We start from the raw sequence: 17,061 nt of genomic DNA on the forward strand, positions 1-17,061 counted from the left end.
CTGTGCCAAGAAACGCGATCGCCATCAGTTTTAAACCTCAATACACTGTATTAAATTAAAAGTTGTAACCAACACCGAACAGCAAACCAACATCAGTCTGATCTAAAAAAGCAGCATTGACAGTACCGTTAAGGGTAAAGCGATCGCCCAAAGGTACATCCACACCACCAGTTAACAACAGTCCAACGTCAGCATCATTACTAGTTTCAATGGCTACACCAGCACCAACAAAAGGAGATACCGGGAAGCGCTGCTCACCTGTAGGATTCACTGAACGAGGTAGAAAATCGAAAGTTACGGGTACTAGAACTACAGTATCGTCACCAAATACTGCGGAAGGGCGCACAGAAATGTAGTTAGTTAAACCAACCTTACTAATTACCGCAATATTTCCTTCACTTAAAGCTGAGTCTCCACCCAAACCGATGTTCCCAGCAACTCCAATGTAGCTAGAACCACCACGAGTCGCTCTACCAGCTTCAATATTAGTAGTACCAGTTCCGCCAGGAGTAGTTTGATTGTCTCCTGGTTGTTGGCTAACATTCAAGTTAGGTGGAATCAGAACTTCATTAATAACGTGAATTACACCATTACTAGCTTGAACATTTGGTTGGATAACTCTGGCATTATTGACAGCAATCTGATTATTAGCGCTATCCACCTTGATATTCACAGATTCATCTTCCGATGTTCTCAGTTCACCAGCCTGAAGCTGACTCGCAGTTAATGAACCAGGAACCACATGATATCTGAGAATTTTCAACAACAGTTCTCTGTTTTCTGGCTGTTGTAATTGCTGTACAGTACCAGCTGGTAAAGCTGCAAAGGCCTGATCTGTAGGCGCAAAGACTGTATAAGGGCCTGGTTGTTGTAAAGTATCAGCTAAACCTGCTGTCCGTAATAAAGTAGTTAAGGTGCTAAAAGAATTATTAGACGCGGCGATGGAAACAATATCATTACCAGTTGGAGTATTACCAGTATTGCCTGCCACTATATAATTAGCCGCTGTCACATTACTAGCCAGAGCTTGTGCCTGTCCTTGTCTGACTAAGGCTTGATACAGCAAACTAGAAGCTTCAGCGCGGGTTAAAGGAACTTGGGGATTAAGTTGCTTGACATCTGGATAGTTAACCACAATGTTAGCTTGAGTTGCCGCAGCTACATTGTTAACTGCATAATCAGGAATGGCAGAAGCATCTGTGTAATAAGTGTTGAGAATATCTGATGCAGTGCCGCTACTATTTAAATTTAAACCACTGGACAAAGCTGCGATCGCCTGAACTTTGGGAATTTGCAAATTTGGCTGAAACACATTGCCAGGATATCCCGTCATAAATCCTGTTTCATAGGCTTCTTGAATCGCCGCAGCCGCCCAATAGTTAGCAGGTACATCTGTAAATCCACCTGAACTAATTTGCCGAACTGGATTTTGATTAAAAGCTTTTTGAATCATCGTCGCAAATTCGGCGCGAGTAACAGCTTGGTTAGGTTTAAATGAACCATCGGGAAATCCCGAAATCACATTTCTAGCTGCTAGTGCTTGAATAAATGGAGTCGCCCAATAGTCGGAACTTACATCAGAAAAATTACTTGTAGCAGTTGGAGATGAAGACGGTGTAGCAGATGGCGCAGGTGTAACTGATGGATCTGTAGTTTGTGCCGAAACTACTATTGGGTTAAACGTAGCGGTTGTTACGCCTAAAATCAGCAAAGTTGTATGTGCTAACGACCAACCAAATAAATTACCCATGAAAATTTCCTCCAGAACAAAGTAGCAATATGGAAAATCTAAATATTTCAAGATATGACAATTTCATCCCCTACTAAAAACCATGTATTAATCAGATAATTTACAGTGTTTTTTAGTGTTAAGAAGCTCATTTCAGTTCGTGATTTGATAATGATACTTTTTTTAAGTAATTCTGTAATCTTCCTGCTGCATGATATTTAGTAATATTAGAAGTAGAGAATCAATAGTATATCTATAGTTAATCTTTTCAAAAATTACTGGGTTTCAACAACTAGCTAAAAGGTTACATTTTTTAAATAAATTATCTTACTTTAGATAGTTGCCTGTTTGTGAGAATTTGCTAATTTTTTCGCCTAAAACAGCAGTTCATCTGCCATAATTAGAGTATAATTACCGTCAAGCTGCCAGCTTTTCAAGATGTATCGCAGTAGGAAAAATAGTTTTTTGGTGTGTTTTGCGAAATTTCAAAACAAATAAAAAATCCATTTGCTGGGAATATTAGTGCAGAAGTACTTATACCAATTCTTTATGAAGCTGCATAGAATTCGATCCCCCCTAACCCCCCTTTTTTCAAGGGGGGAACCGGAATAAATCTATCAAAGTCCCCTTTTTTAAGGGGGATTTAGGGGGATCTAAATATGTGCAACTTCACATGAAATTGGTATTACAAGTACTTTTCTACCAACAAACTGCATCCTTATGTATTTTATTACCTATGATTTGGTGTCAGAAACTCGGTCTTCAGGAGGGTAAAATTGCCCCCAAAACAAAATATAGAGCAATTGTGGATTGTACGTTGTGGCGCTGCTGTGTTGCTTTTTGGCCAAGTATTACTCCATTTATTCCAAGGAAAAACTTACTATCGCAAAATTCTGGAACACATGGTGACTGCGGGGCCTGGTTCTATTTCTCCAGTTCTGCTTGTGAGTGGTTTTGCTGGCATGATTTTTACTATTCAAACAGCCAGAGAATTAGTCCAGTTTGGTGCTGTTAGCGCTGTGGGTGGAGCTTTTGCCTTAGCTTTTTGCCGAGAATTAGCTCCCATTTTGACAGCTAGTATTCTTGCTGGACAAGTTGGCTCTGCTTTTGCAGCAGAATTAGGTGCAATGCGCGTCACAGAGCAAATTGATGCACTTTATATGCTCAGAACAGATCCTATAGATTATTTAGTACTCCCTAGAGTTATAGCCTGCTGCTTAATGATGCCTTTCATGATGATTTTTGCTTTGATGATAGGTATCACTGGTGGTGTATTTGCTGCATGGCAATTCTACCAGATTGTTCCAGAAATATTTTTAGAATCAGTCAGAACTTTTTTGGAACCCTCGGATTTAATGATTATTTTGTTAAAAGGATTCATTTTTGGGACGCTAGTTGCTGTTAATGGTTGTAGTTGGGGACTAACGACTAAAGGTGGAGCGAAAGAAGTAGGAGAATCAGCCACAACAGCAGTTGTTACGACCTGGGTATCAATTTTTATGATGGATTTTGTGCTGACTGTGCTGCTATCTGGACAGCCGAATTTTTAATAATTACGAAGAGATGTACTAAATATTATTACGTAAATAACTTAATACTTTTTATACATAAATTGCGAAGTTAAAAATTCTTGCCAAAATGCCATTTGATTCAGCAATCTCTAAATTTGATTGTTATATTGTATTAAATAACTATGTAGCTGATTATGGGGAAAGCTGTGCGTGATGATTTACATGGTTTAGAAATTAGCCAAAAAGAATTACAACAACTGACTAATTTACCTGTCAAATATCAACTAGTTTTAATTACTAACCCTCTAAAAGAATTTAGTAAACAGCTTATATACAAAATGAAAGGCTCGGAAGGAGCGACAGTAGTTTTTATTAGCTTTTCTATATTTGTTTTTAGTTATCTAATTTTTGATATTATTATTAAGTTGTTCGCTAATTGGTTAACTGTTCCATCTTGGATACTATTATTAATAGTATGTTTTTTTGGGAGTGCTACAATACAGTTGGTTTTTTATTTACTGTGGCGCAACATTCGGAAAATCTTAAAAGAGAATATGACAAACTCCCTAGAAATTCTTTTAGAAGATGTTGACCGATATAATGCAGTAATTAAAGCAATAGATATTAATGACCAAATAGAAGCGGCTGGTAATCCCGACGTTAGTATTCAAAAAAGAGAAAAAGTAATTGCAGCATTACAACTTACTAGAGCAGATTTAGTCCGAGCTTTGAAAACAGAAAGAATTTTGCGAGAAAATCAGAATTTTATTATTAGCAACACTGAGTTATTTGCCAACAATTTAGCAACTTTAACCACAATGCAAGTTACAGAAAAAGCGACGGAGCATGGGAAGTTATTAAATGAAGCTTTGCAAATTGCTTTAGATGTGCAGTATGAAATGAAAAGATTACAAAGTCAAGGTTGAAATTTATACATAGGTGGGAAGAAACTGAATTAAACTGGTGTAGCAAATCTGCGATCGCATCATTTTTTCTGTTTTGATTTCCCAGTGTCGCAATTCCCAGTCTAATATAAAGAAGTGTAAATTAAGCGATCGCCTACAGGCATGGACTGGAAAGAAATTAGAGGTAACTGGGTACTCATTCCCAAAAATCCTATAGGTATTATCCATTTTTTGGGAGGTGCATTTGTGGCGACTGCACCCCACCTAACTTACCGTTGGTTACTCGAACAGGTAGCCAGTAAAGGATATGTTGTCATTGCCACTCCCTTTGTGAATACTTTAGATCATATAGCGATCGCCCAATCTGTTTTATTAAACTTTGATCGCACTCTTGAACGCCTACATGACTCGGCTGTGTTGCGTAAGCTCTATCTTCCTACTTATGGTATTGGACACAGTATGGGTTGCAAACTCCATTTGCTCATCGGTAGCTTATACCCTGTAGAAAGAGCCGGAAATATCTTAATCTCCTTTAATAACTATGCTGCTAAGGATGCTATTCCCTTAGTTGAGCAATTAAATTCTACTTTAGCAATTGAGTTTACCCCCTCGCCCTTAGAAACCAATAAAATTGTCCAAGAAGGCTATAAAATCCGCCGGAATTTATTAATTAAATTCAATAATGATAACCTTGACCAATCGGCAGCTTTAACCAAAATATTACAGCAACGCTTTCCCGATATGGTAACAGCACAAACCTTACCCGGAACTCATACAACCCCTCTAGGACAAGATATCAAATGGCAAACAGGAGCTTCTTTTACTCCTTTTGATGCTTTGGGACAATGGTTTAAACAAGAGGTATACCGTGATTTGAACCAACTCAAGCGTGCTATCCTCTTATGGATGAATCCTTTATCACCACCGTAATTTTTGATGAGATAGAATAATTATTAATGATTTCGACTTTTTATGTTCCAAATATTAGTAATTGACGATGACTCAACAATACAAATATTTCTGAAAAGACTGTTAGAAAAACAAGGGTATGACGTAATTACCGCTAGTGATGGGGAAGAAGGAATTGCGAAGGCGATCGCTACTCATCCGGCACTAATTATTTGTGACTGGATTATGCCTGTATTAAATGGGCTAGAAGTATGTAATTACATTAAAACAGATCCGAATTTATCTACCAGTTTTTTTATTTTATTAACATCTTTAGATTCTGTTGCCGATCGCGTTAAGGGTTTAGATGCGGGGGCTGATGATTTTATTACTAAACCTATTGAGCAGAATGAATTAAAAGCTAGGGTAAGAGCAGGACTACGGCTACATCAATTGAGTCGAGATTTACAAATTCAAAAGCAGCTTTTAGAAACAGAGTTAGCACAAGCGGCTGAATATGTGCGCTCACTTTTACCTTTACCAACCACAGAACCATTTAAGATTAATTCCTGCTTTATTCCTTCACGGCAACTTGGAGGTGATTGTTTTGATTATTATTGGTTAGATGATGATTATTTGGCAGTTTATTTATTAGATACAGCCGGACATGGACTCAAAGCTGCTCTTCCCTCTATTTCTGTTTTAAATTTACTGCGATCGCGGGCTTTAAAAAGTTTAAATTACTATCAACCGAGTGATGTACTGCGAGGATTAAATGAAACTTTTCAGATGAATTATCAAAATGATAAATACTTTACTATTTGGTATGGAGTTTATCATCGAGTTACCCAGCGGTTAGTTTACGCTAGTGCTGGTCATCCACCAGCCGTATTAGTATCCGGTAAAAAAAACACAGACATTCAGCTATTAAGAACTCCTGGGATGCCAGTTGGGATGTTTCCTGAAGCTAAATATGTTGATGCTTGTTGCCAAATTGAAAAATTTAGTAATCTCTATATTTTTAGTGATGGGGCTTACGAAATTACAAAAGCAGATGGAACTCTTTGGAGTTTAGATGGTTTAATTCAGATATTAGTCAGCTTACAAAATACGCTTGATTGCCCATTAGAACAAGTATTAAATTACCTGATTGCCTTAAACTCCAAAGAGGCTTTTGATGATGACTTATCAATCTTACAAATTCAATTTGATTAATTAATTTTTGGAAAGCACAACTTGATGAAATTCATCTTGGCTAGGAAAAATTTCAAAAACTTTGTCCATACCAGTCAATTCAAATAAAATTCTAACTTGTTCATTAATGGAACAAAGAACTAGTTTGGTACCTGTTGCTCTTAATGCTTTGAAGGCTAATACTAAAGCACCTAATGCTGAACTATCCATAAATGTTACATCTTGACAATCGACTAGCACAATTTTTGCGCCACTTTCTTGAAGTTCAGTAATATTTTGTCTAAGATTTTGTGAATTGTTTGTGTTGATAATGCCGTTGAGTTTAACAATTTGTACTTGGTTATCCATACTATTTTCCCCCATTGTTATATAAAAAAATCCAGATTTTGCTAGTATTATATACTAATAGCTATTTTGAGCAAAAAAATAGCAAAATAAAAGTCATTAATTACTAGGAATTGCTAGATTTATGGAAATTTTTTCAAGATGTGATTGTAGATAATACATTTTTAAGCCTAATTAAGAAGTATCTATCATTTCATTTGCTAAATTTATCAATTGCCGTAACGTAAATTACAAAATTAAATTTCTGCAATTAATTTTTTCAAAATTTTGGTACAAGTGGTAGATATATGAACATAACTGAGAACCCAAAGTAATTTTTGTATCAATCACATCAGAATCTAGTTAGCACTATGCTGATTTCTCGAATAAATTTACTCAGGTTTTCAGATGCGATCGCCTTGACTATATTATTATTCCCAATATCCATAATTCTTTTCACAAAAATTAGTCCAGCAAAAAATTAGAAATTTAAATACAATCTCGTCAACCTGCCTCAATTGAACTCACTTTAGCTCGATAGAGCAGTTTATCGCCTTGCAAGTAGCCACTGTAGCGGACTTTGACTAATTCGCCAGGTTGTACTATTCCTGCAATTAATTGATGTATTTGGGGATTGTAGGGAACTTCTGAGCCTACAGGTGCGATCGCTTCTATTCCCCAAGCCTGTAACAGTTTTTTCAGGGGGTTCTCCACTAATGGGAGTATCTTCACCGCCTCAAACTGTGGATTTTCCCGCGCTTTCTGGGCCGCAGCCGGAAATTGCAATAATAAAGATTCCAGCAGTTGTAAACTCGACTGCTGGAATTCTTGGAGTAGTAACTCTCGCTGTTGTGCTATTTGTAATTGCGATCGCTGATATTCTGTTTTTAAATCTGCAATTTCCTGTAACATCTGCTGAGTAGATGCTTCATTACCCTTACTCAACTCTAGTGAGGCAAAAGTTGTGACTAATTCGCTTAATGACATCTGTAGAACTGAAGCCAACTTTAACAACACTTCTACGCGCAATGACGCTACCTCTCCCCGCCGCAACCGCAATATTTGTCTCTCTGAGACACCAGCGGCTTTACTCAAAGCTTTAAAACTTGTAATTCCCACTTTTTGGGCTAAATCTTGCAGCTTTTGGGTGAAATCAGGATTTGGCATCATTGGGAAAAGGATAAAGGACGAAGGATGAAGTTTATACTTCTTACTTCACACTCCATCCTTCATATTCCTTATTCTTCCAGCAAACTTCTCAGCATCCAAGCTGTCTTTTCATGGACTTGCATCCGTTGAGTTAATAAATCGGCTGTGGGTTCGTCGTTCACTGCATCTACCACAGGAAAAATCGACCGAGCAGTCCTCACTACAGCTTCTTGTCCTTCTACCAATAACTGAATCATCTCCTTGGCTTTCGGAACTCCGGGAGTTTCGGGAATCGAACTGAGTTTGGCATATTCGCTATAAGTTCCGGGTGCGGGATAACCCAAGGCTCTAATTCGTTCCGCAATTAAATCTACGGCTAAAGCTAGTTCTGTATACTGGGTCTCAAACATCAGGTGTAATGTTTGGAACATCGGCCCAGTGACATTCCAGTGAAAGTTATGAGTTTTTAGATACAGTGTATAAGTGTCTGCCAACAGGCGAGACAATCCTTCGGCAATTTTTGTTCTATTTTCTTCGTCGATGCCAATATTTACATTTTTTACTGTTGCTTGAGATGACATAATTTTCTCCTAAACTTATTATTTGAGGATTAGGGAATACTAAAGATGATGTTTAAACACTAAAGTATAAGATTTTATACTTTAGAATTCAGACTTCATACTTTAAAATCTATGCTAAGTGCATCTTGAGAACGCTGCGAGGAGCTTTACGGACTCTGGCTAATATGGTTTCTTGGCCTAAACGCTGGCAAGCTTCATAACGATGACAGCCAGAAAAGCCATAATACTGTCCGTCTACTTCTAGAATATCGATGGGTTCTTGCTGCCCAATTTCCGCAATTGATTCCATTAAGGCTCTTACCTTCTGTGGATCGTTGATACGGGGCAAAGGACGTTTAATTTGATTTAATGGAATTTCTTGGACTTTGGCCATAAGGAGTTGATCCAACTAAATTCTGTTTTGTGCATAAATAAATCATAGTCGTTATGACTTTGATTTGCAAGTGATTGAGGTAGCTAAATTGGGAATGGTACTATTGGAGCGTTCATGCGACAAAACCACTACGCTACGAAGCAAATGGTAACTCTGCCCCAGCGCAAGACGAAAAGGCAGAATCAAGTCACGATTGAATTTTCGTTTTGGCGTTTGTCTTACACAGTAGTAACGACATTTTGCTTATTGGGGCTGACAGCCGCATCAGGGCCTGGGAGCAACAGCACAGACGTAGAATTGAGAGTAGGAATTGTACAGAGATTTGGCGACAAATCCACGGACAAGCTGCAACTAGAACCGACAAAAGGTGATCGCTTGCGGTTAAGATTTCCTGTAGGCAACAAGCAACAAACTATCGTCACCGACAAGCCTGTCAAACTAGAAACAGTCATGCAAGCTTTGGCAAAACCTGTCGTTGAGGAAGTGGTAATTTTAGGGACATATCGTACCTTTGAAACAGCAGAAGATAGTGCCAATAAGTGGCGTTCGCAAGGGATAGAAGTAGAAATTTCCCAGCCAGAACGTTGGCAAGTTTGGGCCAAGCGGGATGTTTACAGTACGCCTTTATTGCGTCGCTTGCTATTCCAGAACTTACAAGAATCTGGTGCAAAAATGGCATCTATCGATACCAAAATTCAGAAAGAAGTACCAAAAGTAAGTTGGGTAGTCAATGGAAAACGTTACAGCCCCACCAATTTAGCCATCAGTGCCGATAAAAACTTAATTCGCCTCAACAAAGATGAAAAATCAGGAACTGGTCGTTTATATGCCGGGCGAATGGTATTGCAGCCCAATGCTTACGGTACATATACATTAGTTAATGAAGTATCTTTAGAAACATATTTACGTGGTGTTGTCCCCAACGAAATTGGCTCAAATGCGCCCAAAGCCGCTTTGGAAGCCCAAGCAATTTTAGCCCGCACTTATGCTTTAAGAAATTTGCGGAGATTTGCTGTTGATAACTACCAATTATGTGCTGATACCCACTGCCAAGTTTATTATGGGCTGAGTGGGGCAACCAGTAAAACAGATCAAGCGATCGCGGCCACTAGAGGCATGGTAGTAACTTATAATAACCAGCTAATTGATGCTTTGTACTCTTCTACAACTGGTGGTGTCACCGCCTTCTTTAGTGATGTCTGGAATGGCGAAGACCGTCCATATTTGCAGCCAGTGGTAGATGCGCCGATTAATTTTTGGAACTTATCACAGCAAAGTTTGGCAGATGAAGATAACTTCCGCAAATTTATCAACATGAAGCAGGGCTTCAACGAAAGTAACTGGGATGTATTTCGCTGGAACAAAGAAACTTCCATTGAAGATATTGCCAAAGATTTACAAAAATTCTTGCGTGTCAAAAATAGTCCATACTCCAAATTTAAAACAATTGAAGCGATCGCAGTTACCAAGCGTAGCCAAAGTGGACGTATTCTCGACCTAGCTGTGAAAACCGATATTGGCATATTTACTTTACATAAAGACGAAGTACGTAGTGCCTTTGCTGCGCCTATAAGTACATTATTTTACTTACAACCTTTAAACAAAGGTACAGCCGAATTGTGGGGGTATGCCTTTATCGGTGGTGGACTGGGACACGGTGTTGGTTTGAGTCAGACTGGCGCACAAAATTTAGCCAAGTTGGGCTGGGAAACACCAAAAATTCTCCAATTTTACTATCCTGGTACGAAAATTCAAATCTTTAACGACAAAATCCAACGCTAGAGAGTGCTGAAACCCAATAATGAAGCAGGAACACAAAAATCTTCTGTGTTCCTGCTTAGGGTGACAGTACTCAATTAAATTTTTTGTCAACTTAAGTTGAAAAAGCACATTGAATAAGGAAGAAACTTTTCCTTGATGTGCAGCTTTAACTTTTTCAACTTTAATCACTCTTGCAAGAGATTTTTGATTAAGATACCTTGACCTTAGTAGAGTTCTTCTTCTTTGTGAGTTTCGATTGTGCAGTCAGAGCTTGGATAAGCTACACAAGTTAGCACATATCCAGCTTCGATTTGATCGTCATCTAAAAAAGACTGATCGGATTGATCAACTGTACCAGACTTAATTTTTCCAGCACAGGTGGAGCAAGCACCAGCACGGCAAGAGTAAGGCAGATCAAGACCAGCTTCTTCAGCCGCATCTAGAATATACACATCATCATCAACGTCAAGTGTTTGGTTTAAGCCTTCAGCTTCATTGATCAGTGTAACTTTGTAAGTTGCCATTTCAGTATTCCTCTCTTTTGTAGACGGCAGTATAAGTTATGCTAAAGCAATACTTACGGCTTAACTTATAGGATTAGCCGCGCATGAAAATTTACTTCAATTCTGATACTACGGGAAAAACTAAGTGATGTAACTCGAAATTGACCGCGATTAGTAATGAAATTTAGTTACATGGAAATAATAAGTTTAAATTATACTTCCAGGCGAGAAAATCGGGTGTAGAGGGGAGAATAAATAATAACTAATCACTATTGACAATCATGTATAATTCAGAGGCAGTTTGAGGACAAGCACAAGTGCGCGTCGGCTTGGTAGGTACTGGGTATGCAGCAAAACTCAGAGCAGAAGCACTGCTGCAAGATGAAAGATCGCATCTCGCCGCAGTTGTTGGACATACCCCACAAACAACAGAAATTTTCGCTCAAGAATACCAAACTTCATCTGTAAATTCTTGGCAAGAATTGGTAGAACGGGAAGATTTAGATCTGGTAGTGATTTCCACAGTTAATCGAGATCATGGAGCGATCGCCCATGCTGCTCTTACCCACGGCAAACATGTAGTTGTAGAATATCCCTTGGCGGTGGATTTCACAGAAGCAGAAGAATTGATTGCTTTAGCCAAAACCCAAAATAAATTGCTCCATGTGGAACACATAGAACTTTTGGGTGGGCTGCATCAAGCTTTAAAACAAAACTTAGCCAAAGTTGGGGATGTTTTTTACGTCCGTTACAGCACCATCAATCCCCAAAATCCCGCACCACGCAAGTGGACTTACAACCATGAATTATTTGGCTTTCCTTTAATTGGGGCAATTTCTCGCTTACATCGTCTGGTTGATTTGTTCGGTAAAGTCTTTACAGTTAACTGCCATCAGCGATATTGGGCATTAGAATCGGAATATTACCAAACCTGTTTGTGTACAAGTCAGCTATGCTTTAGCAGTGGCCTTTTAGCCCAAGTAATTTACGGCAAAGGTGAGACACTTTGGCAGCCAGAGCGAAAATTTGAAGTTCATGGCGAAAAAGGCGCTTTAATTTTTGATGGTAATACTGGATACTTGATCCAATCAGGGGAAACCACACCAATAGATGTGGGAACGCGTCGGGGTTTGTTTGCCAAAGACACAACTATGGTGTTGGATCATCTGTTTGATGGAACACCCTTATATGTCACCCCAGAAGAAAGTTTATACACCCTTAAGGTAGCTGATGCTGCCCAAAGAGCAGCAAAAACAGGGTTAACTATATTTTTGTATGATGCTGTAGATTAACGTCAATGAAAACCGAACTAATCGTTATTTTATCCTCAAGAGAAATCGACAAAATGCGTCGGGCTGGATGCTTGGCGGCTAAACTTCTAGAGCATCTGGAACCGCTAGTGAAACCTGGAGTGACTACACTGGAACTCAATGATGAAGCTGAACGTTGGACACAGGCGCACGGTGCCAAAAGCGCCCCCCTTGGTTATAAAGGTTTCCCTAAGTCAATCTGTACCAGCGTGAATGAGGTCATTTGTCATGGCATCCCCAATGCTAAACAAATTCTCAAAGAAGGTGACATTATTAATATTGATGTTACGCCGATTGTCGATGGCTACCACGGTGATACATCGAAAACATTTATTGTGGGTGAGCCTTCAGAGAAGGCGAAAAAATTGGTAGAAGTAACTCAAGAGTGCCTGTATCGGGGTATTGCTGAAGTTAAACCAGGATCGAAAATCGGGGATATTGGCGCAGCAATTCAAGAATATGCTGAGTCCGAAGGTTTTTCTGTAGTGCGAGATTTTGTCGGACACGGGATTAGTAATATTTTCCATACTGCACCCGATGTTCCCCACTACGGCACTCGTGGTAAAGGTAAGCGCTTAAGACCAGGAATGGTATTTACCATTGAGCCGATGATTAATGAAGGTACTTGGGAAGTAGAAATGCTAGGTGATGGTTGGACGGCGGTAACACGCGATCGCAAGTTGTCCGCGCAATTTGAGCATACAATTGCGGTAACAGAAGATGGTGTAGAAATTTTAACTTTACCGGAAGCTGAGTAAAACCTCTAGACCACTTGGTGGGCATTTGCTAGTACATGAAGTAAAAACCTGATGAGGTCTATGACTCTAGCAATTGCCCTTTAAGCTAAGCCTATAGAGACTGATCCTGATGGAGTTGTAAGAGTCGCCAAGACTCGCGCCACCCTAGACACTGTTGTGACAGCTTTTTTAAAGGGATGTATGCCAGAGGAAATAGGAGAACAGTATCCGTCGCTTCAATTACCGGATATACACTTGGTTATTGGGCAATACGTTTCAGATAAGAAAACTAAATCACAACAACACCAACCCAACAAATATAGCTGTAGCCAATAAGATTAGGACATAAACTATGAAGTATTCCTAGTATTGCGATTCAAACTCAGATGGCTAAACCCTATAGTGATGATTTCCGGCAAAAGGTGATGCAAGCAATTGAGTTGGACGGTCTCAAAAAGAGTGAGGCGAGCCAATTGTTCAATATCAGTCGCAATACGATTAACTTGTGGTGTCAAAGAAAAGCCCAAACGGGTGATATCAAGGTCAAATCGAGGCAGGAATGCCAAAGGGGTGGCAAAATCGATGATTGGGAGAAGTTTCGCGCATTTGTCAAAGCAAATGGTGATAAAACTCAAGTCCAAATGGTAGAGTTATGGGAAGGAGAGATTAGTCAACGCACGATTTCACGGGCATTGCAGAAAATTGGACACACCCGTAAAAAAAAACATATGGCTACTGTCAACGAGATGAAGCCAAACGAGCAACCTTTCTAGCACAACTGAAGAACCCAAAAGCACCACACTTGGTTTATGTCGATGAATCGGGAATGGATGAACGAGATAACTACGGCTATGGGTACTCACCAACAGGGGAACGATTTTACGACCTCAAATCCGGTCGGCGACAGGGACGCATTAACATGATTGCTGGGTATCGGGATAATCAATTGATTGCCCCATTTACAGTCGAGGGGGCGTGTAACCGCACAGTGTTTGAAACCTGGCTAGAAACATGTTTGATTCCGGTTTTGCGTCCCGGTGAGTGGGTAATTGTGGATAATGCGACGTTTCATCATGGTGGTCGAATTGCCCAACTCATACATGATGCAGGCTGTGAACTTGTTTATTTACCTCCCTATTCACCAGACCTTAATCGTATTGAGAAGTGTTGGGCATGGTTAAAAAGTAGGATTCGCAAACAATTACACAATTGTGATCATTTACGTGATGCTATCGAATTCGTTCTCAAGCACGCAGCGTCCTAATAAAACTGGCTATAGCTATAATTACTCAACCAAAAACGAAAGAATGATTTTGCAGGGGGTTTGGGGGATTCTCTCCCAAATCTTGCTGATTGTCTGATAAGTAAGCAGAAATTGAGAAATCAACTCTCATTACCTTAACTAAACCGTATTTGGTTATTGGGTACTATTTTAGACACCGAGATGAGGTTAATACTTATCTTGCAGAACACCAGCATCAGGCAATTATGATTCAGCAGAAGATTGAACAGCAGTTTAATCCCGTTGGAATACGCGATCGCTTATTTGCTAGGCGACACAATCTATTGGCGCAACCAAAATAAGTTCGTAGACTGCGATCGCTTCATCTTTGCCTTTTAACTTTACAGCTTGATCAACCAATTTTAACGAGAATAATTCTGGTTGAGATAAGCTTTTAATCACTGATTCTGTTACCAAAGTGGGACAGCTATATTGCTTTGTTAAGCCTTCAATGCGAGAAGCAATATTCACGGCATCACCGATGACTGTAGAATCAATGCGGCTAGTAAATCCGACTGTACCCATGACCACTTCGCCGCGATGGATACCAATCCCAATGCTAATTCTAGGTAAGTTTTTGGCAATGCGTTCTTGATTAAATCGCTCTAGAGATTGGTGCATTAAAATTGCGGCTTTGAGTGCGCCATCTGTGTTTTCATCATCAAATAATGCCATGACGGCATCACCGATATATTTATCAATAAATCCACCTGCTTGATCAATTACTTCCCCGATACAAGATAGGTAGTCATTGAGAAAGCTAAATATTTCTCGTGGTGTCATCATTTCCGATATGGAAGTGTAGCCGCGAATATCACAAAATAAAATTGTGATGTGGCGCGTGACGGCGATACCCACCTCAATATTTTCAATTCCTGCGGGTGCGATCGCTAAAATAAATTTATTCGGGACAAATAATTCAAAAGATGCTAACGTCTGCTGTAATTTACTAAATGAACTTTGCAATGCAGCAGACATCTCATTAAACGAAGTTGCTAATGCACCAATTTCATCAGCATTGGTAATTTCCGCACGGTGTTGCAAATCTCCCGCCGCAATTTGCGCCGCACTGGTTTGTAAGCGGCGAATGGGGTTACTCAATCGTCTCGCTAGAAGATAAGCACAAATCAAACTAACAACAATTCCCATAGCGCCGACTATCAATGCTTGATTGACTGCATTGGCTACAGCACGGTTAACTTGTCGCAGAGAAACACCTAAGCGCAAAGTGCCGAGTTTTTGCCCCGATAACTGTTGAATAGTTGAAGCTACTTCGATAATTTTTTCGCCACGTTTAGCCCTGATATGATTACCAAAGTGGATATCTGCCAAGGCAAAGGTTTCTAGAGAATTAGACTTGGGCGACGCTGTTTGTGCTGCATCACTTACTTTTACTGGCACAATATCGGGAATGTATTGTCCTTGTAAATATTCCGGGGAAGCGGCAATAATTTGATTTTCTAGTCGCGCATCCGAGATTAAAACATAGACAAAATCTTCATTTTCTCGCAGCATCACATTTACATTCAGGCGGATTTGACTCCAGTTGCGTTCTTCCAGGTGATTCGCAAAAGAAGAAGTTCCCAACACCCTAGATAAGAACTTGGCTTCATTGAGTTTTTGCTGTCGATAAAGTGTATTTTCCGTTTTTGCCCATACCAACACAATTGAACCCACTAACGCCACACTTAATAGTGTCGTTGCAGTCATGATTCGGTTACGAATCGAACGGAAACTAAATAATTTCATGGCGTTGGAGTTAATTCTTCTACAAATGTTACCCAGCGTAATTGGCTGATTTTGGTAGGGCATTGAGAACTAAAAGCTAAAGTTACCGGGCCTCCCATTTTGGCGGGAATTAATTCGCGGCTTTCACCCCAGCGAGTAACGAGTAAAATATCGCACTCAGCTAAATCTTTGGTAGACAAGCGTACTGGAGAATCATTATAAAATGGTGCTTTACCACGAATTATTACCCCTCCCTGTGGAGGTAATGGTTGTTGAAGGGAAGTGAAAACATCACGCAGCCTGACTCCAGAGAGTTTAACTTTGCTGCTAGGCCAAGAAATTCTATAGCCAACAGTTTGCTCTAAGGTAACTTGAGGTAATTGATCTAAGGTAGCTAAGTTAACTTGATGTTTACCAATACGCAGGTTAACTGATTCAGTCCCAACTATGATGTGACTGACATAAAACGCCCAATTACTTGTGTCATATTTTTGCTTGAGTTGAGGATATTGGGTATAAGGAAAGACTAAATATAATGGCCCACCTTGAGCGCGGGCGATTGGTTTGTTATTTTTAGAGATCGCTAGTGTAATAGGGTATTTGAGTAAATCTTGGATGTTCAGCGTCGTTTGGTAAGAGTCAAAGGAAACAAAAGTAACATCCGTCACATCATTAACAAGCGCAAACTGTTGTAACAATACCGACACAGGCACACCACGAAAATCAAAAATCTCTTTAGAGTGCAAAATATCCAGAGGATCAACTGTTTTTACATGATGATTGGTTGCCAAAGCCTGTAACTGCGGCCAGTTTAACTTGAGAGATTTGCCAGTGCGTGTTTCACCTTGAATAGCTAAATTCCACTGACTTTGCTCTGCTTTTTTGGCGTTATCTGCCACAATTTTCGCATTGCGAGCGATCGCGTCAGTACGCCATACTTCCAGTTGTTCATCTGTTGGCTGGTTTGTGCAACCACCTAGACAGATAATTGCGATTACTAAAGGTGTTAAGGCTAAGTTTTTCCACATTATTTAAGTGCTGTTAGCGGTAGCGGGGCGTTTAGCCCGTGCTGAGAATTACCCCCAG

The 17,061-nt window shown here is 39.7% G+C and carries 17 protein-coding genes; 9 read left to right on the top strand and 8 right to left on the bottom strand.

Annotation, left to right across the window (positions count from 1 at the left end):
- Window positions 1-55: 55 nt before the first annotated feature.
- The gene (locus NOS7107_RS12545) at window positions 56-1,750 is read right to left on the bottom strand and encodes a fasciclin domain-containing protein (protein ID WP_015113350.1); all 1,695 of its coding nucleotides are present in this window, start codon (window positions 1,748-1,750) and stop codon (window positions 56-58) included.
- 755 nt (window positions 1,751-2,505) lie between these two features.
- Between NOS7107_RS12545 and NOS7107_RS12550 the strand changes: the two genes are divergently transcribed.
- From NOS7107_RS12550 to NOS7107_RS12565, 4 genes are all read left to right on the top strand, one after another.
- The gene (locus NOS7107_RS12550; RefSeq protein WP_015113351.1) at window positions 2,506-3,279 is read left to right on the top strand and encodes an ABC transporter permease; all 774 of its coding nucleotides are present in this window, start codon (window positions 2,506-2,508) and stop codon (window positions 3,277-3,279) included.
- A gap of 155 nt (window positions 3,280-3,434) precedes the next feature.
- On the top strand, window positions 3,435-4,166 hold the full coding sequence (locus tag NOS7107_RS12555) for a hypothetical protein (protein WP_015113352.1): 732 nt from the start codon (window positions 3,435-3,437) through the stop codon (window positions 4,164-4,166).
- 141 nt (window positions 4,167-4,307) lie between these two features.
- Window positions 4,308-5,075, top strand: coding sequence for a DUF1350 family protein (locus NOS7107_RS12560; RefSeq protein WP_015113353.1), 768 nt, complete (start codon window positions 4,308-4,310; stop codon window positions 5,073-5,075).
- A gap of 42 nt (window positions 5,076-5,117) precedes the next feature.
- Complete coding sequence (locus NOS7107_RS12565) at window positions 5,118-6,248, top strand: PP2C family protein-serine/threonine phosphatase (RefSeq protein WP_015113354.1); 1,131 nt, start codon at window positions 5,118-5,120, stop codon at window positions 6,246-6,248.
- Here NOS7107_RS12565 and NOS7107_RS12570 read toward each other — a convergent pair whose 3' ends face one another.
- From NOS7107_RS12570 to NOS7107_RS12585, 4 genes are all read right to left on the bottom strand, one after another.
- Complete coding sequence (locus NOS7107_RS12570) at window positions 6,249-6,575, bottom strand: STAS domain-containing protein (RefSeq protein ID WP_015113355.1); 327 nt, start codon at window positions 6,573-6,575, stop codon at window positions 6,249-6,251.
- A gap of 480 nt (window positions 6,576-7,055) precedes the next feature.
- Window positions 7,056-7,718 carry a nucleotide exchange factor GrpE gene (gene grpE / locus NOS7107_RS12575; RefSeq protein WP_172641483.1) on the bottom strand — a complete coding sequence of 221 codons (663 nt, stop codon included), beginning with the start codon at window positions 7,716-7,718 and terminating at the stop codon, window positions 7,056-7,058.
- 71 nt (window positions 7,719-7,789) lie between these two features.
- Window positions 7,790-8,281 (bottom strand): Dps family protein, encoded by a 492-nt coding sequence (locus NOS7107_RS12580; protein ID WP_015113357.1) that lies wholly within the window; start codon window positions 8,279-8,281, stop codon window positions 7,790-7,792.
- A 109-nt stretch (window positions 8,282-8,390) separates the two neighbouring features.
- Window positions 8,391-8,654 carry a ParB N-terminal domain-containing protein gene (locus NOS7107_RS12585; RefSeq protein ID WP_015113358.1) on the bottom strand — a complete coding sequence of 88 codons (264 nt, stop codon included), beginning with the start codon at window positions 8,652-8,654 and terminating at the stop codon, window positions 8,391-8,393.
- Between the two features lie 114 nt (window positions 8,655-8,768).
- Between NOS7107_RS12585 and NOS7107_RS12590 the strand changes: the two genes are divergently transcribed.
- Window positions 8,769-10,436, top strand: a complete 1,668-nt coding sequence (locus tag NOS7107_RS12590; protein ID WP_015113359.1) for a SpoIID/LytB domain-containing protein — start codon at window positions 8,769-8,771, stop codon at window positions 10,434-10,436.
- Window positions 10,437-10,639: 203 nt separating this feature from the next.
- Here the strand turns inward: NOS7107_RS12590 and NOS7107_RS12595 are convergent, their stop codons facing one another.
- A complete protein-coding gene (locus tag NOS7107_RS12595) occupies window positions 10,640-10,939 on the bottom strand; it encodes a ferredoxin (RefSeq protein WP_015113360.1) in 300 nt (99 codons plus the stop codon).
- A 296-nt stretch (window positions 10,940-11,235) separates the two neighbouring features.
- On the opposite strand from NOS7107_RS12595, the gene NOS7107_RS12600 reads away from it, so the two are divergent.
- The 4 genes from NOS7107_RS12600 (at window position 11,236) to NOS7107_RS27830 (ending at window position 14,229) form a co-directional block, all read left to right on the top strand.
- Window positions 11,236-12,210, top strand: coding sequence for a Gfo/Idh/MocA family protein (locus tag NOS7107_RS12600; protein ID WP_015113361.1), 975 nt, complete (start codon window positions 11,236-11,238; stop codon window positions 12,208-12,210).
- Between the two features lie 5 nt (window positions 12,211-12,215).
- Window positions 12,216-12,986: a type I methionyl aminopeptidase gene (gene map, locus NOS7107_RS12605; RefSeq protein ID WP_015113362.1), complete on the top strand. Its 771-nt coding sequence runs from the start codon at window positions 12,216-12,218 to the stop codon at window positions 12,984-12,986.
- A gap of 93 nt (window positions 12,987-13,079) precedes the next feature.
- Entirely contained in the window at window positions 13,080-13,301 is a 222-nt protein-coding gene (locus NOS7107_RS29395) for a DUF433 domain-containing protein (protein ID WP_083889705.1), read from the top strand.
- Between the two features lie 50 nt (window positions 13,302-13,351).
- A protein-coding gene (locus NOS7107_RS27830; RefSeq protein WP_253274444.1) for an IS630 family transposase occupies window positions 13,352-14,229 on the top strand; the annotation gives its coding sequence in 2 pieces (ribosomal slippage) (window positions 13,352-13,681 and window positions 13,684-14,229; 876 coding nt in all).
- 285 nt (window positions 14,230-14,514) lie between these two features.
- Here the strand turns inward: NOS7107_RS27830 and NOS7107_RS12620 are convergent.
- Together NOS7107_RS12620 and NOS7107_RS12625 are read right to left on the bottom strand one after the other, a co-directional pair.
- Entirely contained in the window at window positions 14,515-15,996 is a 1,482-nt protein-coding gene (locus NOS7107_RS12620) for an adenylate/guanylate cyclase domain-containing protein (RefSeq protein ID WP_015113363.1), read from the bottom strand.
- On the bottom strand, window positions 15,993-17,003 hold the full coding sequence (locus NOS7107_RS12625; protein WP_015113364.1) for a molybdopterin-dependent oxidoreductase: 1,011 nt from the start codon (window positions 17,001-17,003) through the stop codon (window positions 15,993-15,995). The genes NOS7107_RS12620 and NOS7107_RS12625 overlap by 4 nt, the downstream gene beginning before the upstream one ends.
- Between the last annotated feature and the right edge of the window lie 58 nt (window positions 17,004-17,061).

Source organism: Nostoc sp. PCC 7107, assembly GCF_000316625.1.
Lineage (GTDB): Bacteria > Cyanobacteriota > Cyanobacteriia > Cyanobacteriales > Nostocaceae > Nostoc_B.

Bases quoted from the DNA above. Each gene is read 5' to 3' on its own strand.
- NOS7107_RS12545 (WP_015113350.1), bottom strand. From the start codon at position 1,750: ATGGGTAATTTATTTGGTTGGTCGTTAGCACATACAACTTTGCTGATT.
- NOS7107_RS12555 (WP_015113352.1), top strand. From the start codon at position 3,435: ATGGGGAAAGCTGTGCGTGATGATTTACATGGTTTAGAAATTAGCCAA.
- NOS7107_RS12560 (WP_015113353.1), top strand. From the start codon at position 4,308: ATGGACTGGAAAGAAATTAGAGGTAACTGGGTACTCATTCCCAAAAAT.
- NOS7107_RS12565 (WP_015113354.1), top strand. From the start codon at position 5,118: ATGTTCCAAATATTAGTAATTGACGATGACTCAACAATACAAATATTT.
- NOS7107_RS12570 (WP_015113355.1), bottom strand. From the start codon at position 6,575: ATGGATAACCAAGTACAAATTGTTAAACTCAACGGCATTATCAACACA.
- grpE (WP_172641483.1), bottom strand. From the start codon at position 7,718: ATGCCAAATCCTGATTTCACCCAAAAGCTGCAAGATTTAGCCCAAAAA.
- NOS7107_RS12580 (WP_015113357.1), bottom strand. From the start codon at position 8,281: ATGTCATCTCAAGCAACAGTAAAAAATGTAAATATTGGCATCGACGAA.
- NOS7107_RS12585 (WP_015113358.1), bottom strand. From the start codon at position 8,654: ATGGCCAAAGTCCAAGAAATTCCATTAAATCAAATTAAACGTCCTTTG.
- NOS7107_RS12590 (WP_015113359.1), top strand. From the start codon at position 8,769: ATGCGACAAAACCACTACGCTACGAAGCAAATGGTAACTCTGCCCCAG.
- NOS7107_RS12595 (WP_015113360.1), bottom strand. From the start codon at position 10,939: ATGGCAACTTACAAAGTTACACTGATCAATGAAGCTGAAGGCTTAAAC.
- map (WP_015113362.1), top strand. From the start codon at position 12,216: ATGAAAACCGAACTAATCGTTATTTTATCCTCAAGAGAAATCGACAAA.
- NOS7107_RS12620 (WP_015113363.1), bottom strand. From the start codon at position 15,996: ATGAAATTATTTAGTTTCCGTTCGATTCGTAACCGAATCATGACTGCA.
- NOS7107_RS12625 (WP_015113364.1), bottom strand. From the start codon at position 17,003: ATGTGGAAAAACTTAGCCTTAACACCTTTAGTAATCGCAATTATCTGT.